This window comes from Microbacterium sp. 05T445 (assembly GCF_056395865.1).
This window is the reverse complement of the sequence record NZ_JBFTKJ010000002.1, coordinates 714,374-728,913: the sequence shown is the minus strand read 5'-3', so window position 1 is coordinate 728,913 and position 14,540 is coordinate 714,374. Positions and strand designations below refer to the sequence as shown.

The 14,540-nt window shown below is 70.2% G+C and carries 8 protein-coding genes and 1 pseudogene; 6 read left to right on the top strand and 3 right to left on the bottom strand.

Annotated features, from left to right (window positions below):
- Positions 1-25 precede the first annotated feature (25 nt).
- Together AC1DDU_RS12840 and secA are read right to left on the bottom strand one after the other, a co-directional pair.
- Complete coding sequence (locus tag AC1DDU_RS12840; RefSeq protein ID WP_477434683.1) at positions 26-1,255, bottom strand: pyridoxal phosphate-dependent aminotransferase; 1,230 nt, start codon at positions 1,253-1,255, stop codon at positions 26-28.
- A gap of 81 nt (positions 1,256-1,336) precedes the next feature.
- On the bottom strand, positions 1,337-4,171 hold the full coding sequence (gene secA / locus AC1DDU_RS12835; protein ID WP_477434681.1) for a preprotein translocase subunit SecA: 2,835 nt from the start codon (positions 4,169-4,171) through the stop codon (positions 1,337-1,339).
- Between the two features lie 308 nt (positions 4,172-4,479).
- Between secA and AC1DDU_RS12830 the strand changes: the two genes are divergently transcribed.
- The 6 genes from AC1DDU_RS12830 (at position 4,480) to AC1DDU_RS12805 (ending at position 12,791) form a co-directional block, all read left to right on the top strand.
- Positions 4,480-6,900 (top strand): glycoside hydrolase family 5 protein, encoded by a 2,421-nt coding sequence (locus AC1DDU_RS12830; RefSeq protein WP_477434679.1) that lies wholly within the window; start codon positions 4,480-4,482, stop codon positions 6,898-6,900.
- A 108-nt stretch (positions 6,901-7,008) separates the two neighbouring features.
- Positions 7,009-7,938, top strand: coding sequence for an efflux RND transporter periplasmic adaptor subunit (locus AC1DDU_RS12825; RefSeq protein ID WP_477434677.1), 930 nt, complete (start codon positions 7,009-7,011; stop codon positions 7,936-7,938).
- The gene (locus AC1DDU_RS12820; RefSeq protein WP_477434675.1) at positions 7,926-8,816 is read left to right on the top strand and encodes an ABC transporter ATP-binding protein; all 891 of its coding nucleotides are present in this window, start codon (positions 7,926-7,928) and stop codon (positions 8,814-8,816) included. Before AC1DDU_RS12825 ends, AC1DDU_RS12820 begins: the two co-directional genes overlap by 13 nt.
- Entirely contained in the window at positions 8,813-10,024 is a 1,212-nt protein-coding gene (locus tag AC1DDU_RS12815) for an ABC transporter permease (RefSeq protein WP_477434673.1), read from the top strand. The genes AC1DDU_RS12820 and AC1DDU_RS12815 overlap by 4 nt, the downstream gene beginning before the upstream one ends.
- A 33-nt stretch (positions 10,025-10,057) precedes the next feature.
- Positions 10,058-10,708 (top strand): PadR family transcriptional regulator, encoded by a 651-nt coding sequence (locus AC1DDU_RS12810; protein WP_477434671.1) that lies wholly within the window; start codon positions 10,058-10,060, stop codon positions 10,706-10,708.
- A gap of 253 nt (positions 10,709-10,961) precedes the next feature.
- Complete coding sequence (locus AC1DDU_RS12805; RefSeq protein WP_477436815.1) at positions 10,962-12,791, top strand: DEAD/DEAH box helicase; 1,830 nt, start codon at positions 10,962-10,964, stop codon at positions 12,789-12,791.
- Positions 12,792-12,896: 105 nt separating this feature from the next.
- Here AC1DDU_RS12805 and AC1DDU_RS12800 read toward each other — a convergent pair.
- A pseudogene (locus tag AC1DDU_RS12800) lies at positions 12,897-14,528 on the bottom strand (SulP family inorganic anion transporter); the annotation flags it as partial.
- Positions 14,529-14,540 lie beyond the last annotated feature (12 nt).

Here is a 14,540-nt window from a genome sequence, read left to right as displayed (position 1 = left end):
GGATGCCGCGGAATGCGGCATCCCGCTAGCCCTGCGTGTAGGACGAGAGGAAGTTCCCGAGGCGCTCGACGGCCTCCGACAGCACGCGCGCCTCGGGCAGCGTGACGATGCGCAGGTGATCGGGGGTCGGCCAGTTGAACCCGGTGCCCTGCACGAGCAGCACGTGCTCGGCCACGAGGAAGTCGTAGACGAGCTTGGCGTCGTCGCGGATCTCATAGACGTTCGGGTCGAGGCGCGGGAACGCGTACAGCGCGCCCTGCGGCTTCAGACAGGTGACGCCGGGAATGCGCTCGAGGCCTTCCCACGCGGCATCCCGCTGCTCGTGCAGACGGCCCTCCGGGGCGATGAGCGCATCGATGGACTGCACGCCCGACAGCGCGGCCTGCACGGCGTGCTGAGCGGGCACGTTGGGGCACAGGCGGGTCGAGGCGAGCAGCTGGATGCCCTCCAGGAATCCGGCGGCGTGCTTCTTGGGGCCCGTGATCGCCAGCCACCCGGAGCGGTATCCCGCGACCCGGTAGGTCTTGGACAGCCCGTTGAACGTCAGGCACAGCAGGTCGGGAGCGAGCGTGGCGAGCGGGATGTGCTGCGCCCCGTCGTACAGGATGCGGTCGTAGATCTCGTCGGAGAGCAGCAGCAGCGAGTTCTCTCGTGCGATCTCGACGATCCCTTCCAGCACCTCGCGTGTGTACACCGCGCCCGTCGGGTTGTTCGGGTTGATCACGACGATCGCCTTGGTCCGCGGCGTGATCTTCGCGCGGATGTCGTCGAGGCTCGGCTGCCAGCCGTCGTCGGGGTCGCAGCGGTAGTGCACCGGCGTGCCGCCGGCCAGGCTCGTCATCGCCGTCCACAGCGGGTAGTCCGGTGCGGGGATCAGCACCTCGTCGCCCTCGTCGAGCAGCGCCTGCATCGTCATCGTGATGAGCTCGGAGACGCCGTTGCCGAGGTACACGTCGTCGGGGTCCAGTGACGGGAAGCCGGGGACGTTCTCATACCGCGAGACGACGGCGCGACGGGCCGACATGATGCCCTTGCTGTCGCTGTAGCCGTGCGCGTGCGGGATGGCCTCGATCATGTCGCGCACGATCTGGAACGGCGCCTCGAAGCCGAACACCGCGGGGTTGCCGGTGTTGAGCTTGAGGATCGTGTGGCCCTCGTTCTCCAGCCGGTCGGCCTCTGCCAGTGCCTGCCCGCGGATCTCGTAGAGAACGTTCTGGAGCTTGCTCGACTGGTCGAGGGGGCGGAGGGGACTCATCGCATCAGGATATCCGCGGCCCGCGAGGGCCAATGAACGCCCGGTGGCCCGCGGCCGGCTCACGCCGGCTGCGGGACGGGATCACTTCTTGCGCTGCTCGGCCGCGCGTCGCTGCGCGCGGTTCAACGGCGCCTGCGGCGAAGCCGGGGCATCGCCGTCGGTGCGCTGACCGAACGCGCCGCGCTGGGGCTCGGCGGCGGGCGCCTGCTGCTGCGCCGGTGTCGCGGCGGCGGCCGCGGCGGCCTGACGCAGACGGGTCGCCGCCTGCTGCACCTGACCGCGCTCGTTGCGCACCTCGACCTCGCCGGCATCGTTGGATGCCGTGTACTGCAGGCGCTGGGCCTCGACCGGCTGAGCGCCCAGGCCCTTGGCCTCCACCTGCGTCACCTGCTCGGCTCCGGCCTCGCCCTGGCGGCGCACCTCGACCTCGAGGTTGTAGAGGTAGCCGACCGACTCCTCCTTGATCTGCCCCATCATCGCCTGGAACATCTGGTAGCCCTCGCGCTGGTACTCGATGAGCGGGTCGCGCTGGGCCATGGCACGCAGGCCGATGCCGTCCTTCAGGTAGTCCATCTCGTACAGGTGGTCGCGCCAGCGGCGGTCGAGCACCTGCAGCACCACGCGTCGCTCGAGCTCGCGCGTCGCGGCCTCGCCGAGGGCGTTCTGACGCTTCTCATACGCGATGCGGGCGTCGGAGAGGATCTCGCGCTTGAGTCCCTCTGCCGTGATGCCGCCCTTGCGGCCGGCCGCCTCGGCGACGACCTCGTCGATGGTCACGCCCACCGGGTAGAGCGTCTTCAGCTCGGTCCACAGCGAGTCGAAGTCCCAGCTCTCGTTGTGACCGGACCCGGTGTGGTCGTCGATGACGGCGTTGATGGCGTCCTCGATGAAGTGCTGGACGCGGTCGGCGATGTCGTCGCCCTGCAGGATGTGGCGGCGATCGGAGTAGATCGCCTCGCGCTGCCGGTTGAGGACGTCGTCGTACTTCAGGACGTTCTTGCGGATCTCGGCGTTGCGCCCCTCGACCTGGCTCTGCGCCGACTTGATGGCGCGGGTGACCATGCCCGACTCGATCGCGACGTCGTCCGGGAAGTTGGTGCGGGCGATGATCGCCTCGGCGGCGCCGGACTGGAACAGCCGCATCAGGTCGTCGGTGAGCGACAGGTAGAAGCGGCTCTCGCCGGGGTCTCCCTGACGGCCCGAGCGACCGCGCAGCTGGTTGTCGATGCGACGGGACTCGTGGCGCTCGGTGCCCAGCACGTAGAGGCCGCCGGCCTCGACGACCTTGGTGCCCTCGGTGGCGACGCGGTCGCGGACCGCCTCGTACACGGCATCCCACTCGGCCTCGTACTCGTCCGGCGTCTCCACGGGATCGAGCCCCTTGGCCTTCATCTCCTGCACGGCGAGGAACTCGGCGTTGCCGCCCAGCATGATGTCGGTGCCGCGGCCGGCCATGTTGGTGGCGACGGTGACGGCGCCCAGGCGCCCGGCACGGGCGACGATCTCGGCCTCGCGAGCGTGGTTCTTCGCGTTGAGGACCTCGTGCTTGATGCCCTTCTTGGCGAGCAGCCGCGAGAGGTACTCGCTCTTCTCGACGCTCACGGTGCCCACGAGGACGGGCTGGCCGTTCTCGTGGCGGCCCGCGATGTCCTCCACGACCTGTGCGAACTTCGCGGTCTCGTTCTTGTAGACGAGGTCGGACTGGTCCTTGCGGATCATCGGCTTGTTCGTCGGGATCGGCACCACGCCGAGCTTGTAGGTCGACATGAACTCGGCCGCCTCGGTCTCGGCGGTACCGGTCATGCCGGCGAGCTTGTCGTACAGGCGGAAGTAGTTCTGCAGCGTGACGGTGGCCAGCGTCTGGTTCTCGGCCTTGACCGGCACGGCCTCCTTGGCCTCGATGGCCTGGTGGATGCCCTCGTTGTAGCGGCGGCCGACCAGGATGCGCCCGGTGTGCTCGTCGACGATCATGACCTCGTCGTTCATCACGACGTAGTCGGTGTCGCGCTTGAAGAGGGCCAGCGCCTTGATCGAGTTGTTGAGGAACGAGATGAGCGGCGTGTTCGCCGACTCGTACAGGTTGTCGATGCCGAGGTAGTCCTCGACCTTCTCGATGCCGGGCTCGAGCACGCCGATCGTGCGCTTCTTCTCGTCGACCTCGTAGTCGACGCCCGCTTCGAGGGTCTTGGCGATCTTCGCGAATTCGACGAACCAGCGGTTCGCCTCGCCCGACGAGGGCCCCGAGATGATCAGCGGCGTGCGGGCCTCGTCGATGAGGATCGAGTCCACCTCGTCGACGATGGCGTAGAAGTGGCCGCGCTGCACGAGGTCTTCCTTGCGCCACGCCATGTTGTCGCGCAGGTAGTCGAAGCCGAACTCGTTGTTCGTGCCGTAGGTGATGTCGGCGTTGTACTGCTCGCGGCGGACCTCGGGCGTCTGGCCGGCGACGATCGTGCCGGTCGTCATGCCGAGGGCGCGGTAGATGCGGCCCATGAGCTCGGACTGGTACGACGCGAGGAAGTCGTTGACGGTGACCACGTGCACGCCCTCGCCCGCGATGGCGTTGAGGTACACGGGGAACGCGCCGGTGAGCGTCTTGCCTTCACCGGTCTTCATCTCGGCGATGTTGCCGAGGTGCAGGGCCGCGCCGCCCATGAGCTGGACGTCGTACGCACGCTGGCCGAGGGTGCGCTTGGCCGCCTCGCGCACCGCGGCGAACGCCTCGGGCATGAGCTGGTCGAGCGTCTCCCCCGCCTGGTAGCGGGCGCGCAGCTCGGCGGTCTCGCCTCGGAGCTCTTCGTCGGTGAGGTGCTCGTAGTCCTCTTCGAGGGCGCCGACGGCCTTCACGACCTGCTGGAGCCGCCGGAGGATGCGGCCCTCACCGGCACGAAGCAGTTTCTCGAGGGGGTTCGCCACGGAGTGTCTCCATCTTCAGGCTGTCGTATGCCGGCGCTATGGCGCCGGTGCCGCCTGGGTGCATGGCCCCAGGCATACCTGCCTATGTTATCCACCCGTGACCTTGGTGTGCGCTGGGTGTGGACTGTCGCGGCGGGCGGATGGGGGCGGTTTCTTCAACCTGTTTTGACAACGATCTGAGAACACCTGGACGCATCGGCTTGCAGATCGGGGATGTTGACGCAAACATGATCCGATCCCCGCACGAAGGAGTGTTCTTGATGCATGTCCGCCGACCCCTGGTCGCCGTAGGCTCCACCGCAGCCCTCGTGGTCCTGCAAGCGCTCATCGATCCGACGGGCCTGCTCGTCCTCGTCGGGTGGCCCGGCGGCACGCCGCAGGCACAGCTGTGGTGGCCACTCGCCCGCTACGTGGTGTTCCTGCCCGTGCTCCTCGGCATGGTGTGGTGGTGCGCGGTCCGGGCAGGGGCACGTTTCTGGACGATGACGGCCGGAGTGACCCTCGCCGTGCTGCTCGCGCAGGCCGCGACCGTGCTCGCGATGACGGGGAACGCGATGCTCGCCGGGTGGGCGGCGAGTTACGTCACGGCCAAGGCGGTGCCGACCGCGCTGATCATCGCGGGCGTGACGCGGCTGGCCGCAGGTCCGCGCACACTCGAGCTTCGCACCCCAGAGAACATCTGCCCCGACTGCGGGCGCCTTCACAAGCTCGACCGCGCGTCCCGCAGGCTCCCGCTGCACGCCGCGGGAACCGTGTGGCCGTACGCGGTCCTGTTCGGCGCGATCGCACCGCTGCTGGCCGGCATGTGGTGGACCACCGTGGCCTACACGCCGTGGGTCCCGGCCCCTCGCCTCGATCACGGCGCGTTCGCGCTCATCACCGGCACGCTGCTGCTCGCGGGAATCGCCTATCTCACGATGCGGTGGATGCGACGCCGTGTCGAGGGGGCACTGGCGATCTGGCTCGGCGCACTCGTCGCCGGCGGCATGCTCGGCGTCGTCCAGGGCGGCGTCGCCATCATCGTGGACAACGGCTTCGACGGCGATGTGTGGGGCGCGATGGCGACGTACACGTTCGTCGCGGAGGGGCTCTCCTTCGGCGCGGCCGTGGGCTGGATCCCGGCCGTGGCGCTGTGGGCGGCCGAACGCATCGCTGCTCGGCGGGCTGCGAAGGCGGAAGGAGCCGTCCAGGCTACCCGCCGGAGCGCCGCACGCGTGCCCGTGCTGACCTCGGCGGCCGCCCTCGTGGTCATCGCCCTCGTCTGCGGAGGCGTCGTCGCCGCACAGGCCGCGACGCGCTCGACGCCGGCGGATGTCGAGGTGCCCGACGCGTTCCTGCGCGCCGACGGGGACATCATCACCGACGGCGACGGCGACCAGGTGCTGCTGCGCGGGGTCAACGTGAACCAGCTGGTGGACTTCTATCAGCCGCGCGCCGAGGTGTCGGCGACGCGCCCGCTGACCGATGCGGACTTCGCGGCGATGGAGTCGTACGGCTTCAATGCCGTGCGGCTGGGCATCTCGTGGTCGGCTCTCGAGCCGGCGCGGGGGGAATACAACGAGACGTACCTGGACCGCATCGCCCGGGCTGTGGAGCAGGCGAAGGCCCACGGCATCCACGTCGTGATCGACATGCACCAGGACTCGTGGTCGAACATCGCCACCACCGATGCCGAGTCGTGCCGCCCCGGCACCGACCCGATGTGGGGGTACGACGGCGCACCGATGTGGGCGACGATCTCGGACGGCGCGCCGCGCTGCCAGTTCCAGGGGCGCGACATCTCCCCCGCGGGCGACCGCTCGTTCGAGCACTTCTACTTCGACACCGACGGCATCCAGACGGCCCTGGTGAAGGCGTGGGGGGTCATCGCGGAGCGGTTCCACGACGACCCCGCGGTCGCCGGCTACGACCTGCTCAACGAGCCTGGATTCGGTGAGACGGCGCCGGTGACGACGTCTTCCCAGCTCGGGCGGTTCTACGCGCGCGCGATCGCCGAGATCCGATCGGCCGGCTCGCCGCAGATCATCTTCCTCGAGCCGAGCATCATGTGGTCCGGGCTCGGCTTCGACACCGGCCCCCGACCCGGATTCACCTCCGACGGCAACCTCGTCTTCTCGCCCCACCTGTATGCCGAGTCGATCACGATGGATCGCGACCTGGGACTGCCGCCCTTCGTGAGCATCGAGCGCCAGTTCGAGCTCGCCACCCGCACCGCCGACCAGTACGGCGTGCCGCTGTGGTCCGGGGAGTACGGCTACTGGGGCGACGACATCCGCGGGCGCCTCGAACGCTACGCGGCCGAAGAGGACCGCTATGTGCTCGGCAGTGCGTACTGGGTGTGGAAGCAGGCGTGCGGCGACCCGCAGAACGGCATCGGCCCGGTGGGCAACGGCCTGATCCTGCAGAGCTGCACCACCGGCGACGACAAGGGTCCCAACCGGGAGGTCCTCGACATCCTCACACGGGCGTATCCGCAGTCCGCACCCGGACGGGTGCTGTCGCTGCACGCCGAATCCGCCGGCTCATATTCGGCGACCAGGACCTGGTCGAAGCTGTCGATGTCGGGCTCCACCAGCGAGCGATCGTGCGGGCTGGACGTGTGGATCCCCGGAGACGCCGAGCCCTCGATGAAGACCGAGGGAATCTCCGACGGGAGCCTCACGCAGGTGCCCGGCGGGTGGCGCTTCACGGGCTGTGCCGATGGGGAGTACAGCGTGGCGACCGACTGACCCGGCGGCCGCCGGACGGTGGCCCCATCGCCTCTCCGCGGGTGCATGCCAGGTATGCATATACTCGGTCACTACATACTCGGTATGCCCCCGACGGAGAGGTGCGACATGGTTGTCTGGCGTCGATGGATCTTCCCGATCCTCCTGGTGCTCGCGTTGGGGCTGGCCGCGGCCGCCCTCGTCAAGATCGCGTTCTTCCCGGACCAGGCGCCCGCCGCCGCGCTCCAGCCGAACGCCGAGATCGCCGACCCGGTCGTGGCCGTCGAGCGCGGCGAGGTCGTCAACGCGCTGAGCCTGACCGGCACGGTCGCCCGCGATGGCGCCTATCCGGTCCGCTCCGGCGTGGACGGCGTCGTCACGTCGGTCGACGTGTCGGAGGGGCAGTCGGTCGCCGCCGGCCAGAAGCTCTTCACGATCAAGCAGAACGACCCCGTCAAGAACGTCGACGTCGTCGCCCCGGAGGCCGGGGAGCTCAGCGAGCTCGAGGTCGTGAAGGGGCAGCCGGCGTCGATCGGTGGCGACCTCGTGAAGCTCACCCCTGCCCGCTACCACGTGCAGGCGACCGTCGAGCCGGTGCAGTTGTACCGCCTGCTGAACGCGCCGACCGAGGCGTCCGTCACGATCCAGGGCGGTCCCGCGCCGTTCACGTGCACGGGTCTGAAGGTCGAGGTCGCCGAGGACGGCACCACCACGGTGACGTGCGCCGTGCCCGCCGACCAGACCGTGTTCGCGGGGCTGCAGGCGCAGCTCGACATCGACCTCGGCACCGTGTCGGACGTGCTCGTCGTGCCGACCACCGCCGTCAAGGGCGGCGCGGGAACGGGTGTGGTGTGGGTGGATGCCGGCACCGGCGAGCTCGAAGAGCGCGACGTGACCCTCGGAGTCAGCGACGGCAGCATCGTCGAGGTCGCCGCCGGGCTCGAGGAGGGCGAGCAGGTGCGCCAGTACGTGCCCGGCGTCGCCACCGGGGACGAGCAGACCTGCACCGACGACGGCATGGGCGGACAGTACTGCGAGCCGGCGGGATGGAACTGGTGAGCCTCGTCCGCCTGGAGGGGGTCGCCAAGCACGTGATGCTGCCCGACGACACCCGCCTCGACATCCTTCGCGACATCGAGCTGGACATCGGCGCGGGCGACCACGTCGCGATCGTCGGTCGCAGCGGGTCGGGCAAGTCGACGCTTCTGAACCTCATGGGCATGCTCGACCGGCCGTCGGAGGGCGCCGTGTGGTTCCGCGGCGAGCCCGTGCGCGCGATGCGGCGAGCCAGACTCGATCGGCTGCGCGGGCGCAATGTCGGCTTCGTGTTCCAGCAGTTCAATCTGCTCGCCGGGCGCACGGCGCTCGAGAACGTCGCGATGCCCCTCGGCTACGCGTCGGGGAAGGCGTTCTGGAACCGGCGGCGCACCGCGACCGCGATGCTCGAGCGCGTCGGTCTCGGGCACCGCCTCGAGTCGCCGCCCGAGCAGCTGTCGGGCGGCGAGCAGCAGCGAGTGGCGATCGCGCGGGCGCTCGTGCGCCGTCCCGCGCTGATCCTCGCCGACGAGCCCACCGGTGCGCTCGACGTCGAGACCGGTGCCGGCGTGATGGCGCTGCTCGACGAGATCGCCTCGGAGGAGGATGCTGCCCTCGTGACGATCACACACGATCTGCACGTCGCCGCCCGCGCCCGTCGGCACTACCGGCTCGACGCCGGAGTCCTCACCCCGTTCGACCTCTCGGCGCCCGCGGCCGGCGCCGCGGCGGCGGCCGCCTACGACCGCATCACCGTCGCGCCGGAGCTCGCCGAGAGCGTCGCCGAACCCGCGGCGCCGGATCTGCCCGGCCCGGACGAACCGCGCCCTGGGGCCGACGCCGGGGAAGCGGCATCCGACCGTGCCGACGCACCCGACGACGCGGTGGAGGTGGTCTCGTGACAGGCCTCATCGGCGCACTGGGCGAAGCGTGGTCGGAGCTGCGGCACCACAAGCTGCGGGTGCTCCTGAGCCTCATCGGCATCGCGGTGTCGGTGGGCGCGCTCACCGCGGTCGTCGCGCTCAGCGAATACCAGCAGCAGCAGATGAAGGAGCAGTCCGACGTGAACGGCGGGCGGCCGGCGACCGTGTCGATCTCGGCCATGCGCTCCGACGGCTCCGCCATGGACTGGGCGGCGTTCGACGAGCACGTGCAGCAGGTGTCGGAGCGCTACGCGTTCTCGCACCGGTCGCGGCTGGTCAACTCCGCCGCCGTCGAGGTGCAGACGCCCGAGCAGGTGCGGTCGGTGGCGGCGTGGCTCGTCGACCCCGCGTACCCGGTGATCCACCGCACTCCCCTGCTGGAGGGGCGCTGGTTCCAGGACGCCGATGCCGAGCTGCTCGCACCGCCCGTCGTGATCACCGAGGCGCTGTGGGACGTCTACGGCCGCCCCGACCTCGGCACCGGATTCGCCCTGCGGCTGCAGGGCGAGGTCGGCGGGCTGTACACGGTGATCGGCGTGATCCCGAGGCAGTACGACGGCGACGGCGAGAAGCGCCTGATCATGCTGTTCGACTCGTACGCCGCGCGCGCCGATCAGCTGCCGGCGGAGACTCCCGTCGCCTGGGAGGTGTGGATGCCGGAGGCCCAGGTCGCCGACATCGGCCCCCTGCTCGCCGCCGACCTGCGGGCGGGACTGGACGACGGCATCGAGGTGACGGTGTCGCGCACCGACTGGGCATCGCGACCCGAGATGCAGAGCTCCGCCGCGGTGTTCGAGCTCGTCACCGGCGCCATCGCCGGCCTCGTGCTGCTCCTGGGCGGGCTGGGGCTGGTCAACATCCAGCTCGTGGCGATGCGGCAGCGCATCCGCGAGATCGGGGTGCGGCGCAGCTTCGGCGCCACCGGCGGCCGGATCTTCACGTCCGTGCTGCTGGAGAGCGTCGTCGCGACCGCGGTCGCCGGCGTCATCGGCATCGCGATCGCCGTCGCGATCCTCAAGGCCCCGTTCGTGCTGGACATGTTCCAGGGGCTGCAGGACATCCCGCCCTTCCCCGTCCGCGCCGCAGTCACCGGACTCGTCGCCGCGGTCGTCATCGGTGCGCTGGCCGGATTCATACCCGCACTCACGGCCGTGCGCTCCAACGTCATCGACGCGCTGCGGTTCTAGCCGCCTCGCACCCTCCGTCCCGAAGGAGATCCCATGTCCGTCCGACAGAGCCTGCTCGCCATCCTCGATCAGGGCCCGTGCTACGGGTATCAGCTGCGCGCCGAGTTCGACCGGCGCACCGGCTCGACCTGGCCCCTCAACGTGGGTCAGATCTACAACACGCTCGACCGCCTCGAACGCGACGGGCTCGTCGAGAAGGGCGACGTCGACGAGCACGGTCACGTCTACTGGCGGATCACGGATGCCGGAGCCGCGGAGGTGCGGGAATGGCTCGCTTCGCCCGTCCCCCGCGCGCACGGCACCCGCGACGAGCTCGCCGTGAAGCTCGCCGTCGCCGCGACGCTGCCGGGCGTCGACGTCGCCGGCATCATCCAGACGCAGCGCCGCGCATCGCTCGCGCAGCTGCAGGACCTGAACCGGGCCGCCTACGCCGGCGCCTCGCCGGAGGGGCCGGAGGAGCTCGCGTGGTCGCTCGTGGTCGACTCGATGATCTTCGCCGCCGAGGCCGAGGTGCGCTGGCTCGACCACTCCGAGAAGCGCCTCGCGCAGCATCCCGACCACGCCATGGCGCTGGAGCTGTCCACCGAGAAGCCCCGACGCGGACGCCCGGCGAAGGCGAAGTCGAAGGCGCCCTCCGCAGCGCGGCGCGAGACGATCGGGCCGCGCACGACACCCGCATTGTGAGCCCGTCGTCCCGGCGCTCGTGGAGGATGCTGCATGAACGTCATCGATCCCGTCGACCCCGCGTCGATCGTCCTGCCTCCGACGCAGCCGATCGACATCACCGAGCTGGTGGCCCTGGACACGCCTGAACACTGAAGCCGCAGACGGCGCGGGGCCGTGGCATCCTGTCTCCTCACAGGCGACCCCGGTACGCTGAACTGTGCACACCGACGCCGACCAGATCGAGACCGAGGCTCCGACCGAGCCCGCAGCGATGACCTTCTCCGACCTCGGGCTCAGCCAGCCCGTCCTCAAGGCGCTGCGCGAGATCGGCTACGAGACTCCCTCGGCGATCCAGGCGGCGACCATCCCCACGCTCCTCGCCGGACGCGACGTCGTCGGCATGGCGCAGACCGGAACCGGCAAGACCGCGGCGTTCGCGCTGCCGATCGTGGACCGGCTCGACCTGTCGCAGAAGACGCCGCAGGCGCTGGTGCTCGCCCCCACGCGCGAGCTCGCCCTGCAGGTCTGCGAGGCGTTCGAGAAGTACGCGGGCCACCTGAAGGACGTGCACATCCTCCCCGTCTACGGCGGTCAGGGCTACGGCGTGCAGCTGTCGGCGCTGCGTCGCGGCGTGCACATCGTCGTCGGCACCCCCGGACGCATCATCGACCACCTCGAGAAGGGCACGCTCGACCTCTCGCAGCTGCAGTACCTCGTGCTCGACGAGGCCGACGAGATGCTCAAGATGGGCTTCGCGGAGGACGTCGAGACGATCCTCGCCGAGACGCCCGACAGCAAGCAGGTCGCCCTCTTCTCGGCGACGATGCCCGCCCAGATCCGCCGCATGTCGAAGCAGTACCTGCACGACCCGGAAGAGATCACGGTCAAGGCCAAGACGCAGACCTCCGCCAACATCTCGCAGCGCTACCTCATCACGGCCTGGCAGCAGAAGATGGACGCCCTCACGCGCATCCTCGAGGTCGAGAACTTCGACGGCATGATCGTCTTCGGCCGCACCCGCAGCGTCACCGAGGAGATCGCCGAGAAGCTGCGCGCCCGCGGCTACTCCGCGGCCGCCATCAACGGTGACATCGCCCAGCCGCAGCGCGAGAAGACCGTGAACCAGCTGAAGTCGGGCAAGCTCGACATCCTCGTGGCCACCGACGTCGCCGCCCGCGGCCTCGATGTCGAGCGCGTCTCGCACGTCGTCAACTACGACATCCCGACGGATGCCGAGTCCTACGTCCACCGCATCGGCCGCACCGGTCGTGCGGGGCGCACGGGCGACGCCATCAGCTTCGTCACGCCCCGCGAGCGCGGCCTGGTCAAGATGATCGAGCGCGCCACGCGCCAGGATCTCACCGAGATCCCGCTGCCCAGCGTCGACGAGGTCAACGTCACGCGCCTCTCGCGCTTCGACGACCGCATCACCGCCGCCCTCGGCGAGGCCGAGCGCATCGAGGCCTTCCGCGACATCGTCGCCCACTACGTGCGCAACCACGACGTTCCCGAGGCGGATGTCGCCGCGGCTCTGGCCGTGGTCGCCCAGGGCGACACGCCGCTGCTGCTGGAGCCGGACCCCGAGCCCGCGGCACGCCGCGAGCGCACCGACCGGCCCGACCGCGGCGATCGTCCTGACCGCGCCGACCGTCCGGAGCGGGGCGAGCGCCGCACGCCGCGCGAGGGCTTCGCGACGTACCGCATCAACGTCGGCAAGCGCCAGCGCGTCGAGCCGCGACAGATCGTCGGCGCCCTCGCGAACGAGGGCGGACTCCGCCGCGACGACTTCGGCGCGATCAAGATCCTGCCCGACTTCTCGCTCGTCGAGCTTCCGGCCGACCTCCCGCGCGAGGCCCTGGACCGCCTGGCCGACACCCGTATCTCGGGTCAGCTCATCGAGCTGCGGCCCGACACCGGGCGCCCGCAGCGCCGGACGGACGCCGCCTCCCGCCGCGACGACCGCGGCTACGGCGACCGTCCCCGCCGCGAGAGCGGCTACGGCGACCGTGGCAGCCGGGGCTCGTACCGCGATTCGGGCCCGCAGGGCTCGCACCGCGACGCAGGTGACCGCAAGCCGCGGCACAAGCGCGGCGACAGCTGAGGCATCCGCTCCCCTGCCCGCGGTGAGGGCCGCGGCCGGGCTCAGCCGGCTGCGCCCCGCCGCGCCGGGAACGCCCGCACCGCGGGCGTCGAGATCGGCGTACACACGGTCGGCGGGGATGCGCGTGCCCAGCCCGTAGGCGTCGAACTCGGCGCTGACGGCGGTCTCGGGCCGGGCCAGCACGAGGACCACGCCGCGGGTGTCGAGCCAGTCGAGCAGTCCCGCGAACGCCTCGCCGGCGGAGTAGTCGATGTCCGAGATCCCGGCGCAGTCGAGCACGAGCCACTCGACCTTGTCGGGGGCGTTCTGCACGACCTGCTGCACGTCGTCGACGAAGCGCGACGCGTTCGCGTAGAACAGGTCGGCGTCGTAGCGGAACACCACGAGCCCGGGCTCGGTCTGCGCGCCGGGGGCCGCCGTGGTGTAGTCGTAGCCGTCCTTGCCGCGCACGCCCAGCACGAAGTCGCGCGGGCGGTACTGGCGCCGCACGACGTCCAGCAGCGACAGCGCGAGCGCCAGGATCACCCCCGCCCCGACGCCGACGATGAACACGGTGAGCGCGGTGGCCAGCGCGATGAGGAACTCGCCTCGCCGCACCCGCGACACGCGGACGAGCCCGCGGATGTCGATGAGCTCGAGACCGATGACGAACACCACGCCACCGAGCACCGCCTTGGGCAGGTCGGTGAGCAGGTTGGTGAGGAACAGCAGCACCACGAGCGTCACCGCGACGACCGTGAGGTTCGCCACCTGCGTGCGGCCCTTCTGCCCGTCGAGGATCTGGGTCTTGGTCGGCGACCCGTTCACGACGAATGTGCCGCTGAGACCGGCGGCGAGATTGGATGCCGCCAGTCCGATGATGTCGCGGTTCACATCCGCCCGGTCGCCGTGCTTGGCGGCGAAGCTGCGGGAGGTCGCGGCGCTCTGGGCGATGATGATGATGAAGCACGCGAAGGCCGTCGAGAGCACCGCGGGGACGCTCGTCCACGAGATTCCGGTGGGCAGTCCGATCGGCGGGAACCCGCCTTGGATCGCGCCGATGACCTCGACCCCGTAGCTCGACGCGTTCGTCGCCGTCGCCAGGATCAGCAGGCCCACCACCGCGATGATCGCGCCCGGGACCTTCGGCAGGAAGACCTTGAACACGAAGATGATCGCGATCGTCGCGGCACCGTACGCGAGGGTCGGCCACGACACCTGACCGAGCTCGGTGATCCACGCCCACTGCTGCTGGAACCAGTTGCCCGACCCCTTCGGCACGCCGAGGATGTCGGGGATCTGGCTCGTGGCGACCTGGATGCCGACACCGGTGAGGAAGCCGATCAGCACCGACGCCGACAGGAAGTCGCCGATGAAGCCCAGCCGCAGCACGCGGGCGAGAATCAGCAGCAGCCCGCACACGAGGGCCGTGAGCCCGCACAGCGCCACCCACTGCGGTGACCCCGGGTCGAGTCCGGCGATGCCCGCGGCGAGCAGGCCCGAGGCCATGATCGCCGCGGTCGCCGAGTCGCCGCCGACGACCAGGAGCTTCGACGCCCCCAGCAGGGCGAACGCGAGCAGCGGCAGCAGGATCGTGTAGAGGCCGGTCACGATCGGCGTCTGCGCGATGGAGGTGTACCCCATCACCTCGGGGATGGCGACGGCCGCCAGGGTCACGCCGGCGATGATGTCGCGCGGGAGCCACGCCGCCTGGTACCCGCGCAGCGAGACGGGGACGAGGAACTTGGGCAGGGCCATGCGCCACTCCTT

What these genes read in the sequence shown, in the direction of transcription:
- AC1DDU_RS12840 (WP_477434683.1), bottom strand. Translation starts at nt 1,255, where the DNA reads ATGAGTCCCCTCCGCCCCCTCGACCAGTCGAGCAAGCTCCAGAACGTT.
- AC1DDU_RS12825 (WP_477434677.1), top strand. Translation starts at nt 7,009, where the DNA reads ATGGTTGTCTGGCGTCGATGGATCTTCCCGATCCTCCTGGTGCTCGCG.
- AC1DDU_RS12820 (WP_477434675.1), top strand. Translation starts at nt 7,926, where the DNA reads ATGGAACTGGTGAGCCTCGTCCGCCTGGAGGGGGTCGCCAAGCACGTG.
- AC1DDU_RS12810 (WP_477434671.1), top strand. Translation starts at nt 10,058, where the DNA reads ATGTCCGTCCGACAGAGCCTGCTCGCCATCCTCGATCAGGGCCCGTGC.
- AC1DDU_RS12805 (WP_477436815.1), top strand. Translation starts at nt 10,962, where the DNA reads ATGACCTTCTCCGACCTCGGGCTCAGCCAGCCCGTCCTCAAGGCGCTG.